Origin of the sequence: Cupriavidus pauculus (genome assembly GCF_002858765.1) — a bacterium.
Taxonomy (GTDB): Bacteria; Pseudomonadota; Gammaproteobacteria; order Burkholderiales; family Burkholderiaceae; genus Cupriavidus; species Cupriavidus pauculus_B.
In genome coordinates, this window is sequence record NZ_PJRP01000005.1 from 175,995 (window position 1) to 194,291 (window position 18,297).

At 67.8% G+C, this 18,297-nt stretch carries 16 protein-coding genes; 4 read left to right on the plus strand and 12 right to left on the minus strand.

The genetic code is table 11. The annotated features are described in order from the left end of the window. Positions 1-226 precede the first annotated feature (226 nt). From CYJ10_RS13490 to CYJ10_RS13510, 5 genes are all read right to left on the minus strand, one after another. Positions 227-1,174, minus strand: a complete 948-nt coding sequence (locus CYJ10_RS13490) for a Bug family tripartite tricarboxylate transporter substrate binding protein (RefSeq protein WP_257993327.1) — start codon at positions 1,172-1,174, stop codon at positions 227-229. A 121-nt stretch (positions 1,175-1,295) separates the two neighbouring features. Continuing rightward, positions 1,296-2,096: an SDR family oxidoreductase gene (locus CYJ10_RS13495; protein WP_101682000.1), complete on the minus strand. Its 801-nt coding sequence runs from the start codon at positions 2,094-2,096 to the stop codon at positions 1,296-1,298. A gap of 69 nt (positions 2,097-2,165) precedes the next feature. After that, positions 2,166-3,134: a tripartite tricarboxylate transporter substrate binding protein gene (locus tag CYJ10_RS13500; protein ID WP_101682001.1), complete on the minus strand. Its 969-nt coding sequence runs from the start codon at positions 3,132-3,134 to the stop codon at positions 2,166-2,168. Positions 3,135-3,228: 94 nt separating this feature from the next. Further along, positions 3,229-4,188 (minus strand): hydroxymethylglutaryl-CoA lyase, encoded by a 960-nt coding sequence (locus CYJ10_RS13505; RefSeq protein WP_101682002.1) that lies wholly within the window; start codon positions 4,186-4,188, stop codon positions 3,229-3,231. Beyond that, on the minus strand, positions 4,185-5,384 hold the full coding sequence (locus tag CYJ10_RS13510; RefSeq protein WP_101682003.1) for a CaiB/BaiF CoA transferase family protein: 1,200 nt from the start codon (positions 5,382-5,384) through the stop codon (positions 4,185-4,187). The genes CYJ10_RS13505 and CYJ10_RS13510 overlap by 4 nt, the downstream gene beginning before the upstream one ends. Before the next feature lie 231 nt (positions 5,385-5,615). Here CYJ10_RS13510 and prpR point away from each other — a divergent pair, with 231 nt between their 5' ends. Further along, the gene (gene prpR, locus CYJ10_RS13515) at positions 5,616-7,583 is read left to right on the plus strand and encodes a propionate catabolism operon regulatory protein PrpR (protein ID WP_101682004.1); all 1,968 of its coding nucleotides are present in this window, start codon (positions 5,616-5,618) and stop codon (positions 7,581-7,583) included. An 85-nt stretch (positions 7,584-7,668) separates the two neighbouring features. Here prpR and CYJ10_RS13520 read toward each other — a convergent pair whose 3' ends face one another. Together CYJ10_RS13520 and CYJ10_RS13525 are read right to left on the minus strand one after the other, a co-directional pair. After that, positions 7,669-8,904, minus strand: coding sequence for an NADH:flavin oxidoreductase/NADH oxidase family protein (locus CYJ10_RS13520; protein WP_101682005.1), 1,236 nt, complete (start codon positions 8,902-8,904; stop codon positions 7,669-7,671). A gap of 151 nt (positions 8,905-9,055) precedes the next feature. Then, on the minus strand, positions 9,056-9,886 hold the full coding sequence (locus tag CYJ10_RS13525) for an alpha/beta fold hydrolase (RefSeq protein ID WP_101682006.1): 831 nt from the start codon (positions 9,884-9,886) through the stop codon (positions 9,056-9,058). 169 nt (positions 9,887-10,055) lie between these two features. Between CYJ10_RS13525 and CYJ10_RS13530 the strand changes: the two genes are divergently transcribed. From CYJ10_RS13530 to CYJ10_RS13540, 3 genes are all read left to right on the plus strand, one after another. Beyond that, entirely contained in the window at positions 10,056-10,502 is a 447-nt protein-coding gene (locus tag CYJ10_RS13530; RefSeq protein WP_101682007.1) for a MerR family transcriptional regulator, read from the plus strand. 80 nt (positions 10,503-10,582) lie between these two features. Next, entirely contained in the window at positions 10,583-11,887 is a 1,305-nt protein-coding gene (locus CYJ10_RS13535) for an MFS transporter (RefSeq protein ID WP_101682008.1), read from the plus strand. Between the two features lie 120 nt (positions 11,888-12,007). Further along, positions 12,008-12,394 carry a VOC family protein gene (locus CYJ10_RS13540; protein ID WP_101682009.1) on the plus strand — a complete coding sequence of 129 codons (387 nt, stop codon included), beginning with the start codon at positions 12,008-12,010 and terminating at the stop codon, positions 12,392-12,394. A gap of 48 nt (positions 12,395-12,442) precedes the next feature. Here CYJ10_RS13540 and CYJ10_RS13545 read toward each other — a convergent pair whose 3' ends face one another. The 5 genes from CYJ10_RS13545 to CYJ10_RS13565 all read right to left on the minus strand — a co-directional run bounded on the left by CYJ10_RS13545 (position 12,443) and on the right by CYJ10_RS13565 (position 18,196). Then, positions 12,443-13,198: a DUF2894 domain-containing protein gene (locus CYJ10_RS13545; RefSeq protein WP_101682010.1), complete on the minus strand. Its 756-nt coding sequence runs from the start codon at positions 13,196-13,198 to the stop codon at positions 12,443-12,445. Next, positions 13,191-13,874 (minus strand): OmpA family protein, encoded by a 684-nt coding sequence (locus CYJ10_RS13550; RefSeq protein WP_101682011.1) that lies wholly within the window; start codon positions 13,872-13,874, stop codon positions 13,191-13,193. Before CYJ10_RS13550 ends, CYJ10_RS13545 begins: the two co-directional genes overlap by 8 nt. After that, positions 13,871-16,486, minus strand: coding sequence for a DUF802 domain-containing protein (locus CYJ10_RS13555; RefSeq protein WP_101682012.1), 2,616 nt, complete (start codon positions 16,484-16,486; stop codon positions 13,871-13,873). Before CYJ10_RS13555 ends, CYJ10_RS13550 begins: the two co-directional genes overlap by 4 nt. A 6-nt stretch (positions 16,487-16,492) precedes the next feature. Then, positions 16,493-17,194 (minus strand): DUF3348 domain-containing protein, encoded by a 702-nt coding sequence (locus CYJ10_RS13560; RefSeq protein WP_101682013.1) that lies wholly within the window; start codon positions 17,192-17,194, stop codon positions 16,493-16,495. A gap of 84 nt (positions 17,195-17,278) precedes the next feature. Continuing rightward, positions 17,279-18,196 carry a LysR family transcriptional regulator gene (locus tag CYJ10_RS13565; RefSeq protein ID WP_101682014.1) on the minus strand — a complete coding sequence of 306 codons (918 nt, stop codon included), beginning with the start codon at positions 18,194-18,196 and terminating at the stop codon, positions 17,279-17,281. Positions 18,197-18,297: the final 101 nt, after the last annotated feature.

Here is an 18,297-nt window from a genome sequence, read left to right on the forward strand (position 1 = left end):
GCGATTCAGTTGGTGCGATGCGGTTGGCGCGGCGCTTGCCGCCGATTCGACCTCGGAAAGCGGTCTACCCGGCACAAGTGCCAGGCATCGGCGGGAGCGGGCGGCGGCAGTCCGGGCGGACCTGCTGGACCGCCCACGACTTCATTTTATGAGCCGGCGAACGGGCCGCAATGGCACTTTGGGGTAACAGCACACCGTCTCGGGGCGGTGCCGGTTACTCCGGACGTCATTCGACCTTGATATTTGCCGTCTTGACGACCTCGCCGTATCGCTTCAGGTCGGCCTGAATCTGCTTGCCGAAGGCCTCGGGCGAGTTGCCGATCGGCACGATGCCCAGCGTTGCCAGCCGTTCGCGCGTGTCAGGCTGGTTGACCACCGCGTTCAGTTCCCTGGAAAGCCGGTCGACGATCTCTTTCGGCGTCTTGGCGGGGGCCAGCAGCCCGACCCAGGATTCGCTGACCAGGCCCGGAACACCCGATTCCTCCAGCGTCGGCACCTCCGGCAGCGCCGGCACGCGGCTGGCGCCGGACACCGCAATGGCCGTGGCCTTGCCGGACTTCACGTACTGCTGGGCCCCGGCCACGGCGGTGTAGAGCACGGGCAGCGTGCCGCCCACCAGGTCGCCCATGGCCTGTCCGCCGCCCTTGTAGGGAACGTGCATCATCTTCAGGCCCGTGCGGGCCTTGAGCAGTTCGCCGGCCAGGTGGGGCGTGCTGCCGGTCCCCGCGCTGCCATACGACAGGCCTTCCGGCCGCGTCTGCGAGTAGGCCACAAGTTCCTTCAGGTTCTTGGCCGGCACGGAGGGATGGGTAATCAGGATCAGGGCCGCGTCGCCGATCTTGCCGATCGGCGCGAAGTCCTTCAGCGGATCGAATGGCACCTTCGGGAAGACATGCGGATTGATGACGATGGTGCCATCGAACCCCAGCAGCAGCGTGTAGCCGTCCGGCGCGGACTGGGCCGCCATCGCCGAGCCGATATTGCCCGATGCGCCGGGCTTGTTGTCGACTACGACCTGCTGGCCCAGCCGCTGGCCGAGCTTGTCTGCGATCACGCGCGCGCTGGTGTCCGATACGCCACCGGGGGCGAACGGCACGATCAGGCGGATCGGACGCGAAGGGTAGTCTTGCGCAAACGCGCCGGTGCCGAATGCGCCCGAACTGGCGACGGCCATGGCGCATAGCGCCCTGGCGAAGGTACGACGATGCATGTTGTCTCCTCCTGCTGCAGCAGTGATGGTTGGCGTGATCGCCTTCTTTTGGAACAGCTTGACGACGGGTATGGCGTTGGCGCGATCAGACGACGATGGGCGTGGTGGCGCCATCGATCGACAGGATGGCGCCGGAGATATACGCCGCCCGGGCCGAGGCCAGGAACAGCACCGCATCGGCGATTTCCTCGGGCGCGGCAAGGCGCCCCAGCCCGGTACGCTCGCCGGCCCTGTGCAGCGCCTCGTCGACGGTCGTGCCGGCCAGCCGGGCTTCCGCCGCCAGGCCTTGCTGAAGGCGTTCGGTACGCGTGGCCGACGGATTCACCGCGTTCACGCGCACCCCGAAGCGGCCATAGGCACTGGCGAGCCCCGCCGTGGCCAGCATCAAGGCGGCATTGGCCGCGCCGCCGGGCAGATGCGTCGGGCTGGCAACCTTGCCGCCCATGCCGATGACATTGACGATCGTCCCGCTGCCGGCCTGGGCCATCCGCTTGATGACGGGATCGATGACATGGATGTAGCTGAAGTACTTCGCGTCCATGGCATCGCGCCACGCCTGCGGCGTCAGTTCCGCCGGCGGCGTGCGGCGGGCGCCGCCAGCGCACGTCACCAGGATGTCGATGCCGCCGAGCGCGGCCGCAACCGTTTCGACCGCTTGGGCGGCCTGTGCCGCATCGGTGAGATCGACCGCGACGGTGAAGGGGGAGGGGGCCGCATCGGGCGCATCGGCCGCCAGCGTCGTGGCCGCGGCGGCCAGGTTGTGTGCGCTGCGTCCGAAGATGGCCACCCTGGCCCCTTCGCGCTGGAATGCCCCGGCGCAAGCCAGGCCGATGCCGCGACTGCCGCCGGTGATCAATACGCGTTTGCCGCTGAGTTCAAGGTCCATGTTGCGCTGTGTCCCAGGTCGGAATCGATGGGTGTTGCCGCAAGGCGGCGCCGGGTGGATGCTTCTGGCTTATTCCGGCTGGATGCCGCCGCGCTTCGCCACGTCGGCCCATTTCTGGGTTTCCGCGCCAAGGAAGGCACGGAATTCCGCCGGCGGCGTCAGGACGATGGTGGCGCCCTGGTCCTTCATCTGCTTGGCCAGCGCAGGGTCCTGCGTGACTTGCTGCAGGTCGCGATGGATCTGGTCGACGATGGCCGGCGACATGCCCGCCGGCCCGAACAGGCCGTACCAGTTCAGCGATTCCACGCCATCCAGCCCGGCCTCCTTGAACGTCATCGCGTCAGGGAAGAGGGCCATGCGCTCGTCGGCGGCCACGCCGATCACACGCAAATTGCCGCTCTGCACGTGGGGCAGCGCCGTCAGCACGCTGGTGAAGCCCGCGCCGACGTGGCCGCCAATGACATCGACCATGATCTGCGCGCCCCCCTTGTACGACACCGGAATGGTCTTGAGATTGCCCGCCTGGCGCAGCAGCTCGCCGGTCAGCCGCGTCTGGCCTTCGGAGTAGCCGATGCCAAGCGGCTGGCTGCGGGCGGCTCCGACGAGATCGGTCAGCGTCCGGGCCGGGTTGGACTTAGACACGACCAGCACCATCGGCGAGATGGCGAGCCGCGTGATCGGCGTGAAGCCACGTACCGTGTCATACGGCAGGTTCTTCATCAGCACCGGATTGATCGCGTGCGAGCCCACCACCATCAGCAGCGTATAGCCATCCGGCGCGGACTTCTGCACGTGGCTGGAGCCGATCACGCCATTGGCGCCCGGACGGTTTTCCACGATGACCGACTGCCCCCAGCGCTCGGACAGCTTCTGTGCAACCAGCCGGCTGACGATGTCAGTGCCGCCACCCGGCGCATAGGGCACGATCAGCGTGACGGGCTTTTCCGGCCATTTGGCTGCGGCATGGCCGGGTGCCAGCGCTGCGACGGTACAGGCCATGGCGCCTAGCGCCCCACGAATCCAGCGAACATTCCACATCTTGTGTCTCCTCCTGTGTATCGGTCTGTGCCGGATGCTCGTCGGCATCCGGGGCGGCATCGCCGCCTTGTATCGATTGCCTGGTTGCTACCCGTCACGCCGCCGCGCGCTGGCGCTCGCGTTGGCGCCGCAGCCACGCACTGGAACGGCCGCCAAGCGGACGTCCCAGCAGCGATTCGGCGTACGCGACCGCATCGAGCAGGCCATCGAGCGAAATCCCGGTATCGAGCCCGCATTGCCCCGCCATCAGCACCAGGTCTTCGGTGGCCAGGTTGCCGGCCGCGCCGGGGGCGAACGGACAGCCGCCGATGCCGCCCACGCTGGCATCGAAGCGCCGAACGCCGGCCTCCAGCGCGGCCCATGCATTGGCGGCGCCCAGGCCCCGTGTGTCGTGCAGATGTACCGCCAGCGTGTCGATATCGAGCACCTGCGCCAGCGCGGACAAGCGGGTCTTGACGGCGGCGGGGGCGGCGGCACCGATGGTGTCGGCGATGACGATTTCTCCGGCCCCTGCGTCGCGCATGCGGCAGGCCAGCCGCAGCACGGTGTCGAGGTCGACCGTCCCCTCGAACGGGCAGTCGAAGGCAACCGCCACATAGGCGCGCGTGCGCAGCCCCAGTTCGCGCGCCCGTATCAGCGTCTGTTCACTGACTTCGGTGGCCGCATCCAGCCCCATGTTGATGTTGCGCTGGTTCATCGTTTCGGTCGCGGACAGCACCACGGCGATCTCGGTGGCGCCGGCACCGTGCGCCCGCTCCAGCCCCTTGAGGTTCGGAACGAGCGTGGACAGCCGCAGGTCAGGGCACGCTGCCGATGCGCGCTGTACCACGTCCGCCGCGTCGGCCATCTGCGGGACCGCTTTCGGCGAGACGAAACTGGTGGCTTCCACGCTGCGCAGTCCGGCACGCGCCAGCAGGCGGATCAGTTCGACCTTGGCATCGGTGGAAATGGCGACGGCCTGGTTCTGCAGCCCGTCGCGTGGCGCGACGTCGGTGATCGTGATGGCCGGCACGGTGGACGCGTCGGGTTGGGTGTGTCCGGCGGCGATGCTCATGCCACCGCTCCGGCTTCGCGCAGTCGCGTGACCTGTTCGTCGTCGTAGCCGAGCACGTCGCGCAGCACCGACGCCGTATGCTCGCCCAGCGCGGGCGGGCAGGTATAGGCCGGCGACGTGACGCCGGAGAGCTTCACCGGATTGCCGGGCATCCGCACCGTCTCGCCGGTCTTCAGGGGCACCTCGACGATCATGTCGCGGGCCTCCACCTGCGGCTCGCGCAAGGCGTGCGCAAAATCGTTGACGGGGCCGCAGGGGATGCGGGCCTGCCGCAGGCGCGCCAGCCAGTAGGCGGACGATTCCCGGCGCAGTTCTTCGCCGATGATCGCATCGATGCGCCCCTTCTCCGCGTAGCGGCCAGGCTGCTTCAGGAACTCGGGCGCGCGCAGCTCGGGATGGTCGATCACGCTCAGGAATCGCTCGAAGAATGCGTCGCCGATGCAGGCAATGATGATGTGGCCGTCGCTGGTCGGGTAGGTGTTGTAGGGCACATGGACAAAATGACTGTTGCCGATGCGCTCCGGCACCAGGCCCGACATCAGGTGCATCGTCGCCATGTAGTTCAGCAGCGAGATCTGCGCGTCGAGCATCGAGATGTCCACGTGCTGGCCCACGCCGGTCTGCTCGCGTGCCGTCAGCGCGGCCAGCACGCCGATGGCGCCGAACACGCCGCCGCCCAGATCGCCCACCGGAATGCCGCTGCGCACCGGGGGGCCGTCGTGCATGCCGGTGATCGACATGCCGCCGCCCATGGCCTGCACGACCTGGTCGAACGCCGGTTGCTGGCGGTCGGGGCCGGTCTGCCCGAAGCCGGTGACCGAGCACGTGATGATGCGCGGATTGACCTTGGACAGCGACGCATGGTCGATGCCCAGCCGCTCGGTCACGCCCGCGCTGAAGTTGTCGAAGACCACGTCGGCATGGCGCACCAGATCCAGGAACACGGCCTTGCCGGCCTCGGACTTCAGGTCGACGCACACGCTTTCCTTGTTGCGGTTCAGCGTCAGGAAGTACGCACCCATGCCGTCGCGGGCGTAGTCCTCGCTCTCCGCCAGCAGCTTGCGCGTGCCTTCGCCGGTGCCGGGCGGCTCCACCTTGATCGTGCGCGCGCCCAGGTCGGCCAGCAGCATGGTGCCGTACGGGCCCGAGAGCATATGGGTCAGGTCCAGCACGGTGATGTGTCCGAGCGCCTGCATGAGTTCCTCCGTGGTTCGTATGGAGGGATCAGCGCAATCGCTGTGCCAGCCGCGCTGGCAGGCGCAAGTGGTTGATTCCTATGGGGCGCAGGGTTTTCGGGTGACGCGCGTCACGTTTCATGAAACACTGGTGAAACATTCATGCGACACGCGTGAAACGCTCGTGCAACGCGCACGGCGGCAATAAAAGCGCCGGATGAGGCGCAGTCGGCGATGCCGGCAAGGAGACCCATGCGCAGCACCAACCCCGAACGCGGCAGCCTGCCGCGCATCTGCTTCATCAGCTACAGGCACCTGAGCCGCTTCGCCATGACGGTGCTGGACGAGTTCGCCGACCGGGCAACCATCGAGGTCGTCAATGGCACGTTCGAGGCCGCGCTGGACGCCGCGCAAGATCGCCTGCGCGACGGCGCGGCAGATGTCTTTGTCAGCGCCGGCGCGAACGCCACGATTCTGCGCAATGCGCTCGATGCACCGGTGGCGACGATCAAGCTCAGCGGCTTCGACATCCTGCTGGCCCTCTACAATGCGCGGCGCATTTCGGGCCGGGTGGGCGTGGTGATGTACGGGGAGTGCATTCCCGAGCTGGATGCCGTCCGCGAACTGCTCAATATCGAGGTGGCCCAGTACGCCTACCGCACGCCCGACGAAGCCAGGCAGTGCTTCGAGCTGCTGGTGCGGGATGGCTACGAAGTGGTGGTCGGCTCCAGCATCGTCATGGAGTTGGCCGAGCAGTACGGCATCCAGGGCCGGCTGGCCTATTCGATCAATGCGGTACGCCAGGGCGTCGAGGACGCCATCGAGCTGGCGCGCGTGGCCCGGCTGGAAGCGGGCCGCTATGACCAGCTGAACGGTGTGCTGCACAACCTGCAGGAGGCGGTGCTGGCGGTCAATCGCGACAATCGCGTGATTGCCGTCAACCCGCCGATGGAAATACTGCTGGGCCGCGTCAAGGCGCGGATGATCGGCCAGCATCTGGACGACATCGAGCCAGCGCTGTCGCTGCAATCCACGCTGGCCAGCGGCGTGCAGGAGCGGGGCAGCGTGTTCCGCTTTGCGCAACGCGACTGGATCGCCAATCGCACCCCGATCCGCGAGCATGGCGACACCGTGGGCGCTGCCATCACGCTGTACGACTCACGCAATATCCAGGACGCCGATGCCAGCCTGCGCAGCCAGCAGCGCAAGCATCCGCGCAGCGCGCGCAACCGCTTCGACAACCTGATCGGCGTCAGCCCGGCCTTCGGGCGCGCCTGTGCGACGGCGCGGCGCTTTGCGAGGACCGACCTCACCGTGCTGCTGGCCGGCGAAAGCGGGGTCGGCAAGGAGCAGTTTGCCCAGGCCATTCATAACGAGAGCAAGCGGGCGGCCAAGCCCTTCGTCGCGATCAATTGCGCGGCCTTTCCCGAGGCGCTGCTGGAGAGCGAGCTGTTTGGCTACGACGAAGGCGCCTTTACCGGGTCGCGCCGTGGCGGCAAGCGCGGGCTGTTTGAATCGGCCCATACCGGCACGCTGTTCCTCGACGAGATCGGCGACATGCCGGTGTCGCTGCAGACCCGCCTGCTGCGCGTGCTGCAGGAACGTGAAATCCTGCGCCTCGGTGGTGCGATACCGATTCCGGTCGATGTACGGATCATCGCGGCGACGCATCAGGCGCTGCCCCAGCTGATTGCGGCGAGGCAGTTCCGTCAGGATCTGTACTACCGCATCAACACGCTCCAGTTGGCGTTGCCGGCGCTGCGCGAGCGCCGGGAGGACATCGAGCCGCTGGCCGCATTCCTGCTGCGCCGCTCGCTGGATCGGCTCGACTCGCATCTCGACGCCCTGGCGCTGGTCGATCACGTGCTGCCACGGCTGCAGGCCTACGCCTGGCCGGGCAATATCCGCGAGCTGGAGAATATCTGCGAGCGGATGGCCGTCTTCTTCTCGCAATGGGAAAACGTGCGCGATATTGCGTTCGACGAGTTGCATCACGATTGCCCGGAGCTGTTCGGGGCGGCGGCGATCGGTGGCGGGCGCGCCCACGCCCGGGCGTTGCCGGGCGACGGGCATTCCGCGCCGTCATCGGCTGCGCCGCGCGAACGGGTGCTGGAGGTGCTGGCGGAATGCGGCGGCAACCGGCAGCTTGCCGCCCAGCGGCTGGGCGTCAGCCGCGCGACGTTGTGGCGTTGGGAGAAGGCAGCGGCGGCCGCGACGTAGCGGCGCGCGAGAGGGCCCCGATAAAGACGGCGCGGTCACCCTCGGGCGATGCCAGCAGGGCTCCCGGCGGAGCCGGTCCAGCCCGTCAGGCCTGGATGCGCTGCGCCACCCATCGCCGATATTTGCGCACGCGGCAGGCATCGGACACTTGTTGCAGGATCAGCGCGCGCAGCGGCGACACCCCGGGATGCGTGGCCTTGCCGCGGCTCAGGTTGCGCAGCTGAAACTTGACCGCCGCCATGTTCGCCAGCGACGCCAGCACCTTGTTCTTCCACGTGATCGGCGGCAGCGCAGGCGCACTGTCCTTGCCCGCCAGCCAGTCGCGCGGCAGGTTGGGATTGATGGCCAGGGCCGTACCGATGCCAACCATGTCCACGCCGCTCTGGATCACGTGCTCGGCCACGGGCTGGCGGCGGATGCCGCCCGTAACCATCACGGGCATCGCCGCCACGGCACGGATGTCGCGCGCGAACGCGACGAAGTAGGCCTCCCGGTCAAGCGTGCGGCCGTCGCGGGCCTGGCCTTGCATGGCTGGGGCCTCGTAGCTGCCGCCTGACAACTCGACCAGATCGACGCCCAGGTCGTTGAGCATCTTCACCACCTCGCGTGCGTCCTCGACACTGAACCCGCCCCGCTGGAAGTCGGCCGAATTCAGCTTGACCGCGACCGCGAACCCCGGCGAGACCGCAGCCCGTACCGCTTTGACGACGTCGACCAGCAGGCGGGCGCGGTTTTCCAGCGGGCCACCCCACGCATCATTGCGCCGATTGGTCAGCGGGGACAGGAACTGGCTCAGCAGATAGCCGTGTGCCGCGTGAATCTGAACGCCCGTGAAGCCGGCCTGTTCGCCCAGTTGTGCCGTGCGGGCAAAGCGTCGGACGACATCTGCGATCCCGTCCTGCGTCATCGCCTTCGGCGGGCTGAAGTGCCTGGACATGCTGCCCAGATCCATCGGCACGGCAGAGGGCGCCCAGGTGGGCTGCCGCAGGTTGGCGGGCATCTGGCGGCCGGGATGGTTGATCTGCAGCCAGAACTGCGCCCCGTTGGCGCGGCCTGCGCTGGCCCAGCGCTGGAATTTGTCGAGGTGCGTGGCGTCTTCCAGTACCACGCCGCCTGGCCCCGTCATGGCACGGCCGTCCACCATCACGTTGCCGGTCAGCAGCAGGCCGGCGCCGCCGCCTGCCCACGCCTGGTACAGGCGGATCAGCGCGTCGGACGGCGCATGGTCGGCGTCAGCCATGTTCTCTTCCATCGCGGCTTTGGCAATCCGGTTTGGAATGCTGGAACCGTTGCGAAGGACGAGCTTGTCGAACACGTTCATGAAGTCACCTCGTTGGATCGAGGCTCGACTCTAAGCTTAAAGCTAACTTTAAGGTCAAGGGCTTTTTGCGCGCACCGATCCGGCCGCGCCATGCAAAAGGCCCGCCCCAGGATCGGGGCGGGCCTGTCGGATGAACGCGTGCCGGGGGTGGCTAGCTGCGCACAAATGCCAGCAGATCGGCATTGATCGTGTCGGCGTGGGTCGTCGGCATGCCGTGCGGGAAGCCGGGGTAGGTCTTCAGGGTGCCGTTTTTCAGCAGCTTGGCCGAGAGCGGCGCCGAGTCGGCATAGGGAACGATCTGGTCGTCGTCGCCGTGCATGACGAGGACGGGAATCGTGGCGGCCTTCAGATCCTCGGTGAAGTCGGTCTGCGAGAACGCCACGATGCCGTCGTAATGCGCCTTGGCGCTGCCCATCATGCCCTGGCGCCACCAGTTGCGGATGACCCCCTCAGACGGCTTCGCACCGGTCCGGTTGTAGCCGTAGAAGGGCCCGGTGGGAATGTCGAGGTAGAACTGCGCCCGATTGGCCGCAAGCTGCGTCTGGAAGCCGTCGAAGACATCCTTGGGAAGGCCGCCCGGGTTGCTTGCCGTCTTGACCATCAACGGCGGCACGGCGCTGACGAGCACGGCCTTGGCGACGCGGTCTTCCCCATGGCGGGCAACGTAATGGATCACCTCGCCGCCGCCCGTGGAATGGCCAACGTGGACGGCCTTCTGCACGCCCAGGTGTTGCACCACCGCCGCCACATCGTCGGCGTAGTGGTCCATGTCGTGGCCGTCCCAGACCTGGCTGGACCGCCCATGGCCGCGCCGGTCATGGGCCACGACCCGATAGCCCTGCGCCAGGAAGAACAGCATCTGGGTATCCCAGTCATCGGCGCTAAGCGGCCAGCCGTGATGAAAGAAGATCACCTGTGCGTCGCGCGGCCCCCAGTCCTTGTAGAAGATATCAACACCGTCCTTCGTTGTGACGAATCCCATGTTCACTCCTGTTTGGTGCACCCATGTAGCATCGATCGACGAATCCGGCGGACGGCGCTGGCATGCCGTGCCGGGCGGGGCCCGTCGCACCATGTCGATCCGATGCGGCGTCCGGGCCAGAAACCACTGTAGGATTGAAGCTCACGACAAGGTCAATCTTTTTCAGCTTATGAGAATTGGGGAACTGGCACGGCTCAGCGGGCTGACGGCCTCACGGATCCGCTTCTACGAGTCGGCCGGACTGATTGCTGCCGTCGAACGGTCGGCCAACGGGTATCGCGACTACGCGCCCGAGGCCGTCTGGATGCTGGAAATCATCGCCAGCGCGCAGGCGGCGGGCTTTTCGCTGGACCAGATCCGTCATCTGCTGCCGATCGGCTCGGAAAACTGGCAGCACGACGAGCTTCTGGACGCCCTGCGGCGCAAGATCACCGAAATCGAGGACATGCAGCAGCGCCTGCAGCAGAACAAGGACCACCTGCTCGCCGTCATCCGGACGGTCGAGAGCCGGCCGGAGACGCTGGACTGTTCCGACCGGGTGCAGTGGGTCCTGGACCGCCTGCGCCAGGACGGGGCGGCCGCTAAAGGCAAGCGCCGGCGCACCGTCGCCAACTGAGCCGGGGTCGTCCGCATCGTTGGGTACGCGACCGCCTTTTTACCTACACTTAGTCCGGGCAGGCTCAGGCGGGTGCGACGATGCGGGCCGATTCAGGTGGTCAGGGCTTCGAGGGCAGCGACCGAACCTTGCAGTATTTCGGCTGGCTGACCCTGTTCGTCTATCTGGCGACGCCGGCCGGCGCGCTGGTCGATATCCAGACGTCGTACGTACTCAAGAACGAGCTGCACGCGACAGCCACGCAGATCTCCACGTTCCGGCTGGTGACAGGCATCCCCGTCTATGTCGCATTCGTGTTCGGACTGGCGCGCGACCAGTGGAGCCCGTTCGGCCTGCGGGATCGCGGCTATTTCCTGGTCTTCGCACCGATGACGGCGCTGGCATGCGTCTGGATGGCGTATGCCGGTTTCTCGTATGCGGGCCTGCTGGCGGGCACGCTGCTGGCCATGCTGGCATTCCGGTTCGTGGCGGCCGCGTATCAGGGGCTGATCGCCCTGGTCGGCCAGGAAAAGCTCATGTCCGGCCGGCTGAGCGCACTGTGGAATGTCATCAGTTCCGTCCCGGTGGTAGCGGGCGCGTTCGCTTCGGGCTACGTTTCCGACCATCTGGCCGCCAGGCAAGCCATCTATCTGGTGGCCATCTTCAACCTGCTGATCGTGGGCCTGGCGCTCTGGAAGCCGCCGTCGGTCTTCGGACATATCTATGACCGGAAGCAGGCCCGCGCCACGGATTTTGTCGGGAACATCAAACGGCTGGTCAGGCACAAGGCTGTCTACCCGGCGGTGCTGATCTGTTTTCTCTGGAACTTTGCCCCGGGCTCGGCCACGCCGTTGCAGTTCTATCTGACCAATGAGCTGCACGCGTCGGATTCCGTGTATTCGTACTACAACGGCATCTTTGCCGCCGCGTTCGTGCCGACCTTCCTGCTCTACGGCTACCTGTGCAAGCGGGTCGCGCTCGGCAAGCTGCTGTGGTGGGGCACGATCATCGCCGTGCCGCAGATGATCCCGCTCGCATTCATCCATTCCCCGTATCTCGCGCTGGTGCTGGCGGCGCCCACAGGGCTGATGGGTGGCATTGCCACGGCTGCCTACCTGGACCTTGCGATGCGGTCGTGTCCGCCCGGCCTGCAGGGCACGCTGATGATGCTGGTGGATGGCGTGCTGGCGCTGTCCGGGCGCGCCGGCGACCTGCTGGGGTCATGGATCTACAACAGCGCGCCGTCGCACGGATTCGTGTACTGCGTGATCGCCACCACGGCCGTGTACGCGCTGATCCTGGCCTTGATCCCGCTCACGCCCAAGGCGTTGATTGCGACGCGCGATGGCGAGTCCGTCGCGGATGTCCCGGCGCCCGCGTCGCCAGAGAGCCGGAAGCCCGCCTGAACTGCGATCCGCAAGGTGCCGCGTCTATAATCGGCCGACCCGTAACCGGCCATCCATCGCGCATCGATCCGCACTGCCGTTCCGGCCGTGCCGACCCACCCCTTACCCGCGGAGACAAAGATGATTGATCACACCGGCGTGACAGTGAGCGACTATTCAAACAGCCTGGCGTTCTATGCGGCGGCGCTCGGTGCCATCGGCATGGCCAAGCTGATGGAGATCCCCGCGAGCGTCACGGGGCATACGGATGTGGCAGGCTTCGGGCCGCCGGGCAAGCCGGAATTCTGGATCAGCCGGGGGACGCCGAACCAGCCTCCCGTTCACATTGCCTTTCGGGTGGACACCCGGGAGGCCGTCGATGCCTTCTACCGCGCAGCCATCGCGGCGGGCGGCCGTGACAACGGCAGCCCGGGAATCCGCGCGCACTATCACCCGGACTACTACGGCGCCTTCGTGCTGGACCCGGACGGCCACAATATCGAGGCCGTCTGTCGCCTGCCGGCCTGATGGCCGCGTGAATGTTGTCGGTGCAGGACGTCAACTCCGGACGTCAACTCAGGCTGTGCCGCTTCCCGCCTTGGGTGACCTGGCCCGCGCCTTGCGCGGTGCCGGTGCGCGCGGCGTCTCGCGGTCGGGCACCAGCGAGATGGCGTGCATGCCCTCCAGCCACGACAGCGCATCGACATACGACAGAAACTGCTCCAGGTAGCCGGGCGACACCTCGCGCATCAAAGACAGCGAGCGATGCACGAGATGGTTCGTGTTCAGCGGCCCGGCGTTCTCCGGCACGCCCGCCTGCGAATCGCGCAACTGGCGGTCGACGCTGACGCGCGCCCACGTGTCGCGGAAATAGTCGGCCAGCGCCGGCTCGGCGTGGCGCGCGAGGCGTTCGTTGGCGGCAGCCGACGTGTGCGGTGTCCGGGGCGCCTGGGGTGCGGGCAGGGCGGCAGGGTGTGAGGCCGGGTTGGCCTCCGGGTTTGCGTCCGAATGTGCGTCCGGATGTGCGTCCGGATGTGCCGCCTGGCCAAGCCGGGCCGTGACGGCGGCCAGGTCGGAGCGCGTGTCGGGCCGCTGCAGCGGCGCACCCGACGCAGGCGCCTCGACCTGGACGCGTGACAGTCCGTCTCCAAAATCCGCCACCAATCCCGCCAGCCGTTGCTCCAGCCGCCGCCGCGCCTCGCCATCGTAGGCGGACGCGCGTCGGGCCAGCGCCTCGATAAAGCGGAAGCGCACCGGGTCGGCGCGGTCGGCGCCGCTATCGCGCCAGCCGTCGAGCAGGGCGCGGGGGTCGCGCGGTGCGTCGTTATGCATCGGGTTTGAACGTGCCCGTCGTGGTCCCAGCCCCGGCCCCGGTTCCGGTTCCGGCCGACATGCGTGGCACCGGCGCAATTTCCACGCGGCGGTTCTTCGCCCGGCTTTCTTCCGTGGCATTGGGCGCCACCGGCTGCTGCGCGCCGAACGCCGCCGAGAAGATCGAGCCAGGCGGCACGCCTGCGTCGATCAGCGCGCGGGTCACGGTCAGTGCCCGCTGGGCCGACAGTTCCAGATTGTCGGCAAACCGCCGGTTGCCTTCCCTGACCTGCTGGTCGTCGGTGAAGCCGCTCACCATCAGGATTTCGTCGCGTGCGCCCAGGTAGGCCGACAGCGGTGCGGCCAGGCTCTTGAGCAGGGTGCGGCCCTCGGGCTGCAACTGGTCGGAGTTCAGCGCGAACAGCACATTGCCGCTGATGCCGATGCGGCCATCCTTGAGCGTGACCCGGCCGGCTGCCAGCGGCCCGGCCAGTGCCTGTTCCAGCGTCTGGCGCCGCTTCAGCTCCGCCTGTCGCTGCTTGACCTCGTTCTCAAGCCGCGCCGACAGCTCCATCTGCACGCCGATGACGCCCAGCAGCACCAGCACAAAGGCGCCCAGCATCACCGACATCAGGTCGCCGAACACCGCCCAGGCCGGGACGGTCGGCTCCACGCCAGCGTCGATATCGTCCGTCATGCCGCCTCGACGCCAGGCTGTTGGGCAGAGAACTGCTGCAGGTTCTCCAGGATCTGCTTTTGCGACAGCATGCTGAGGTCGACCACCTCACGGGCCTGCGCCACGTAGTAGGCCAGTTGTTCGTCGCTGCGGGTCATCGACTTGTCGAGCGCGGCCTCGATGCGGGCCAGGTGCTCGGCCAGCTTGTCGTTCGAGGCGCCGAACAGCTGCACCGCCGCACCGAACGCTTCGCCCAGGCTCGCCACTTCCACGGCGCTGCCCGTGATCTGCGCCGCGATGCCGTCCAGCTTGCCGGTCTCCTGCGCCACCTGCTCGGTGAAGCGCGTGCCGACGCGCTCCAGCAGGTCTGCCGTGGTCGTGACCAGCCCATCCACCGCGGTGCGCTGCTCGGTGGACGCGTGGTTCACGGCATCGAGCAGGGTCCCCAGGGTCTCCAGCAGGCGGCCACGTTCCTCCAGCATCGCGTTGTCGCGCGCCATGCCGTCGGTCAGCTTCTGGCGCAGTTCGGCGATGACATCGGCGGCGGCCTTGGGCGCCTCGGTTGCCACCTGCGCCAGCCGGGCCACTTCGGCGATGGTGCCGCTGGCCTGCTCCTGCGTGTGCGTGGCGATGTCGCGCGCGGTCTGGGACAGGGCGTCGCGGATCTCGCGTTGGTGCTCGGCCGATTGCGCGCTCGCTTGCTGCCATTCGTCGCCCATCGTGGCGGCCATGGTGGCCAAGGTATCGCGCCAGGCGGCCTGGCGGGCCTCGTCGCGCGCGGCCAGTTCGGCTTGCAGCGAGGACGCGGCCTGCAGCAGGCGGTCGATCTCGGCAACGGTGCCGGTGGCGTGGGTCTGGGCGTGCGTGGCGATGTCGCGGGCGCTTTGCGACAGCGTGTCATGAACGTCCTGCTGGCGGGCCGCCGATGCGGTGCTCGCTTGCTGCCATTCGTCGCGCATCGTGGCGGCCATGGTGGCCAAGGTATCGCGCCAGGCGGCCTGGCGGGCCTCGTCACGCGCGGCCAGTTCGGCTTGCAGCGAGGACGCGGCCTGCAGCAGGCGGTCGATCTCGGCAACGGTGCCGGTGGCGTGGGTCTGGGCGTGCGTGGCGATGTCGCGGGCGCTTTGCGACAGGACGTCATGAACGTCCTGCTGGCGGGCGGCCGATGCGGTGCTCGCTTGCTGCCATTCGTCGCGCATCGTCGCGGCCATGGTGGCCAAGGTATCGCGCCAGGCGGTCAGGCGGGCCGCGTCGCTGGCGGCAAGTGTCGACTGGCGATCCGACTCCTGCGCGGCCAGTTGCGATTGCAGGTCGGCGTGCGACTGGCTGACCGTGCCGGCGATGCCGGCGGCGTGCTGCGCAAAGGCGGCCGAAGCGTCGGCCATGGCCTGGTGATTGGCGCTGGTGAGCGCTGCGCCCGATTGCTCCAGGCGCGACAGCGCGGCGTCCCACGTATGGGCGGCGCCTGCGTTGGCCGTGTCGAGACGCGTACCGACCGCGTCGACCATGGCCGACGCGCGTGCCGAGAAAGCTTCCCCGAAGCCGTCGAGCGATGCACGCAGGTCCGATGTCAGCGCGGTGTTCGCCTGCTGGTGCTGCGCCAGGGCCTGCTGCCAGGTATCGGTCACGGCGGCGGTGGTGGCCTCGAAGCGTGCGGACAGGCCGTCCAGATGCTGCTGCACGGTCTGCGTGACGGTGTCGCGCACGGTGGCGGCTTCGTTGGCCAGACCGGCCATCGTGGTGTCCACGGCGGGCTGGATGGCGGCGCTGGCCGCGCGGGCGCTGTCGGCAATGCCTTCCTTCAGCGACTGCCCGACGGTATCGGCCAGCCGCGCGTAGACGGCATCAGTGCGCGCGTGGAAGGCGTCCTGGTTGGCCGACAGGCGCTCGCCCAGTGCTTCGTTCTGGCGGGCCATGGCCGTAGTCATGGTTTCCAGCCGATCGACCAATGCGGGCATCAGGTCGGCCTGCCGCTGCAGCAGCGCGAACACGGCGTCATGCTGGTGATGGCGCGAATGCACGCGCAGCGTGGTGGCGATGCGTTCATCGAGCATCTGGGCTGCCTGGACGCGCTCGCGGCGGACCAGCGTGGAAAGCAGCCCGAGCATGGCGGACGTGGCCACGCCGGCCACCGACGTCCCGAACGCAAAGCCCAGGCCCTTGACCGGCGCCGCCAGCGACGCGCGGATGGCTTGCAGGTCAGCGGCGCTTTCCAGCGCCACGCCGGTGGTGCGCAGCGTGCCGACCATGCCGAGGAACGTGCCGAGCATGCCCAGCAGCACCAGCAGGCCCACCAGATACGGGGTCATGGCCGGGCCGGGCAGTGCCACGCGTTCGCCTTCCACGCGCAGGCGCACGGCATTGCGCAGGCTGGGGTGCAGGCGGTCGAGCCACGCGCCGAGGCTGGCCGGCGGCGTGGCCAGGTCGGCCAGCGCGGCAGTCAGCGTGGGCGTGGCCTCGCGGTAGCGGTGCAGTTCGAGCGCACCGCCCACGTAGAACCCGCCGATGATCAGCGTGACAGCCAGCGCCAGTGCATTCGTGCCCGCGTAGCCGGCGCCAACCCAGCCGACGACGGCCAGGCCCGCGAGGAAGACGACGAGTGGTGCGGCAACGGTTGTGAGAGGTCTCTTCATGTCGATTCAGCTTTCACGCAGGGCCGCGAGCAGTGCATCCACCGGCTGGAAGCGGATCTCCAGCTCGGCCAGCAGCACGCTCTGCATGTCCCTGCGAAATTCGTTGAGCCACGCGCCCTCAGCGCCGCGCAGCCGTGTGAAATGGGGTTCCAGCATGCCCGGCACGGCCGCCAGCACGGCCTGCTCGCGCGGGCCAAGCACCTGCTCCATGACGGTATCCAGCATGGCCAGGCGCCCCGCCTGCGCGGTACGCGCCGCCAGGGCGGTACGCAGCCGCGCCCGCAGGCCGGCGATCTCGTGTTCCATCTGCTGTTGCAGCGCCACGTAGCGCTGGCGATGGACGGCGAAATCGGCTTCCGCCGGGTCCGGTGCTGTCGACTGGCGTGCCGGCATGCGGCGTCGGGTATCGCCCGACGTGGCCTGCCCGGTGATCGCGGCGGTGAGCATGGCGCGTACATGGGTGCCGGCGGCGTCGCCAATGGCCCCAGGCTTGCCACTGCCCCCGCGCACCGGTGCACTGGACGGCACTTCCGGCGGATTGCCGTTGAGCGCGGCGGACAGCGCGATGGCGTCGGTCCAGCCAAGCCACCGGCTCATCACGCCAGACAGCGACGGCGCGGCGCCCGAGGCACCCGCATCCGTCAGGCGAGCCAGCAGGCGTAGCAGTTTCGGGCCGCTGAGACCCGTGCGCTGTGGCACTTGCATCATGTCGCCGTGATGAAAAAACGGGGAGTTTACACGGTCAGGGCCGGGTAGCGCCGTCAAATCAGGGAAGACGATAAAGATCGCCGGCTATCTGGCGGGTTCGCCACCTCGGGCGCGGTCCCGGAGAAAGTCGACCAGCAGTTTGCCAACGGGCGACAGGGCGTCGAAGTCGCGTGAGCAGATGGCAAACCGGCGGTGCGCCCAGTCGTCGCGTAACGGGATGGCGCGAATGCCAAGCGCCTGGGCTACTGGCGCCGCGATTTCCTGCGGGATGATGGCCAGCCCCAGATCGGCACGCACGCACCGCAGCGCGGCGTCGAATGTCGAGACGACGGCCCGATAGTCGATGCGGCGGCCAAGGATGGCGGCGTGCCGGTTCAGCATCGTCTGCACGGCGGTTTGCGCCGGCATGCCGATATGCCGGTGTTCCAGGGTCTGGGCGAACGTGCAGTCGTCGGCCCGTGCCAACGCATGCGAGCCATGCACGATGGCCGCCAGATGGTCGGCCCGGTAGGGGCGCGTCTGAAATCCCTCCAGGTCGGCCGCGTCCCAGCAGATGGCCAGCGGGGCGGAGCCCTCGCGCAGCGATCGCACCACGTCGATGCTCAGACTTTCCTCGATCGTGATGCCCACGTCCTGGTGGCCCGGAATCTGGAGAAACGCGGCGATATCGTCGGGCAACGATTCGGCCATCGACGAAACGGTGGCCAGCAGCCGCACCTGCCCGCGAATGCCGGCGCCAAAGTCGGCCATGTCGCGCGTCACCCGGTCAGCGGCCGCCAGCATGGCCCGCGCGTGCGTCAGCACGATTTCCCCGGCCGCGGTGGGCACCACGCCACGGCGGCGGCGGTCCAGCAGGCTGCCGCCCACGGTCTCTTCCAACTGCGCCAGTCGCTTGCTGATGGCCGAGGCCACGATGTGCTGCTGCTCGCCGGCCCGGGCGATGTTCTGGGTTTCGCACACGGTGACGAACAGCCGAAGGGTGGTCAGGTCGAGATCTCTCATGCCCGGATTGTAGGGCTAGGCATTCCGATATGGAACGATGGCGATGTCAAAAGACCGCTTCTTGTTGTTCTTGGAACGACATAGAGTCACGGGTATCGCGT

What these genes read in the sequence shown, in the direction of transcription:
- CYJ10_RS13490 (WP_257993327.1), bottom strand. Translation starts at nt 1,174, where the DNA reads ATGGCCGTCGCCAGTTCGGGCGCATTCGGCACCGGCGCGTTTGCGCAA.
- CYJ10_RS13495 (WP_101682000.1), bottom strand. Translation starts at nt 2,096, where the DNA reads ATGGACCTTGAACTCAGCGGCAAACGCGTATTGATCACCGGCGGCAGT.
- CYJ10_RS13500 (WP_101682001.1), bottom strand. Translation starts at nt 3,134, where the DNA reads ATGTGGAATGTTCGCTGGATTCGTGGGGCGCTAGGCGCCATGGCCTGT.
- CYJ10_RS13505 (WP_101682002.1), bottom strand. Translation starts at nt 4,188, where the DNA reads ATGAGCATCGCCGCCGGACACACCCAACCCGACGCGTCCACCGTGCCG.
- CYJ10_RS13510 (WP_101682003.1), bottom strand. Translation starts at nt 5,384, where the DNA reads ATGCAGGCGCTCGGACACATCACCGTGCTGGACCTGACCCATATGCTC.
- prpR (WP_101682004.1), top strand. Translation starts at nt 5,616, where the DNA reads ATGCGCAGCACCAACCCCGAACGCGGCAGCCTGCCGCGCATCTGCTTC.
- CYJ10_RS13520 (WP_101682005.1), bottom strand. Translation starts at nt 8,904, where the DNA reads ATGAACGTGTTCGACAAGCTCGTCCTTCGCAACGGTTCCAGCATTCCA.
- CYJ10_RS13525 (WP_101682006.1), bottom strand. Translation starts at nt 9,886, where the DNA reads ATGGGATTCGTCACAACGAAGGACGGTGTTGATATCTTCTACAAGGAC.
- CYJ10_RS13530 (WP_101682007.1), top strand. Translation starts at nt 10,056, where the DNA reads ATGAGAATTGGGGAACTGGCACGGCTCAGCGGGCTGACGGCCTCACGG.
- CYJ10_RS13535 (WP_101682008.1), top strand. Translation starts at nt 10,583, where the DNA reads ATGCGGGCCGATTCAGGTGGTCAGGGCTTCGAGGGCAGCGACCGAACC.
- CYJ10_RS13540 (WP_101682009.1), top strand. Translation starts at nt 12,008, where the DNA reads ATGATTGATCACACCGGCGTGACAGTGAGCGACTATTCAAACAGCCTG.
- CYJ10_RS13545 (WP_101682010.1), bottom strand. Translation starts at nt 13,198, where the DNA reads ATGCATAACGACGCACCGCGCGACCCCCGCGCCCTGCTCGACGGCTGG.
- CYJ10_RS13550 (WP_101682011.1), bottom strand. Translation starts at nt 13,874, where the DNA reads ATGACGGACGATATCGACGCTGGCGTGGAGCCGACCGTCCCGGCCTGG.
- CYJ10_RS13555 (WP_101682012.1), bottom strand. Translation starts at nt 16,486, where the DNA reads ATGAAGAGACCTCTCACAACCGTTGCCGCACCACTCGTCGTCTTCCTC.
- CYJ10_RS13560 (WP_101682013.1), bottom strand. Translation starts at nt 17,194, where the DNA reads ATGATGCAAGTGCCACAGCGCACGGGTCTCAGCGGCCCGAAACTGCTA.
- CYJ10_RS13565 (WP_101682014.1), bottom strand. Translation starts at nt 18,196, where the DNA reads ATGAGAGATCTCGACCTGACCACCCTTCGGCTGTTCGTCACCGTGTGC.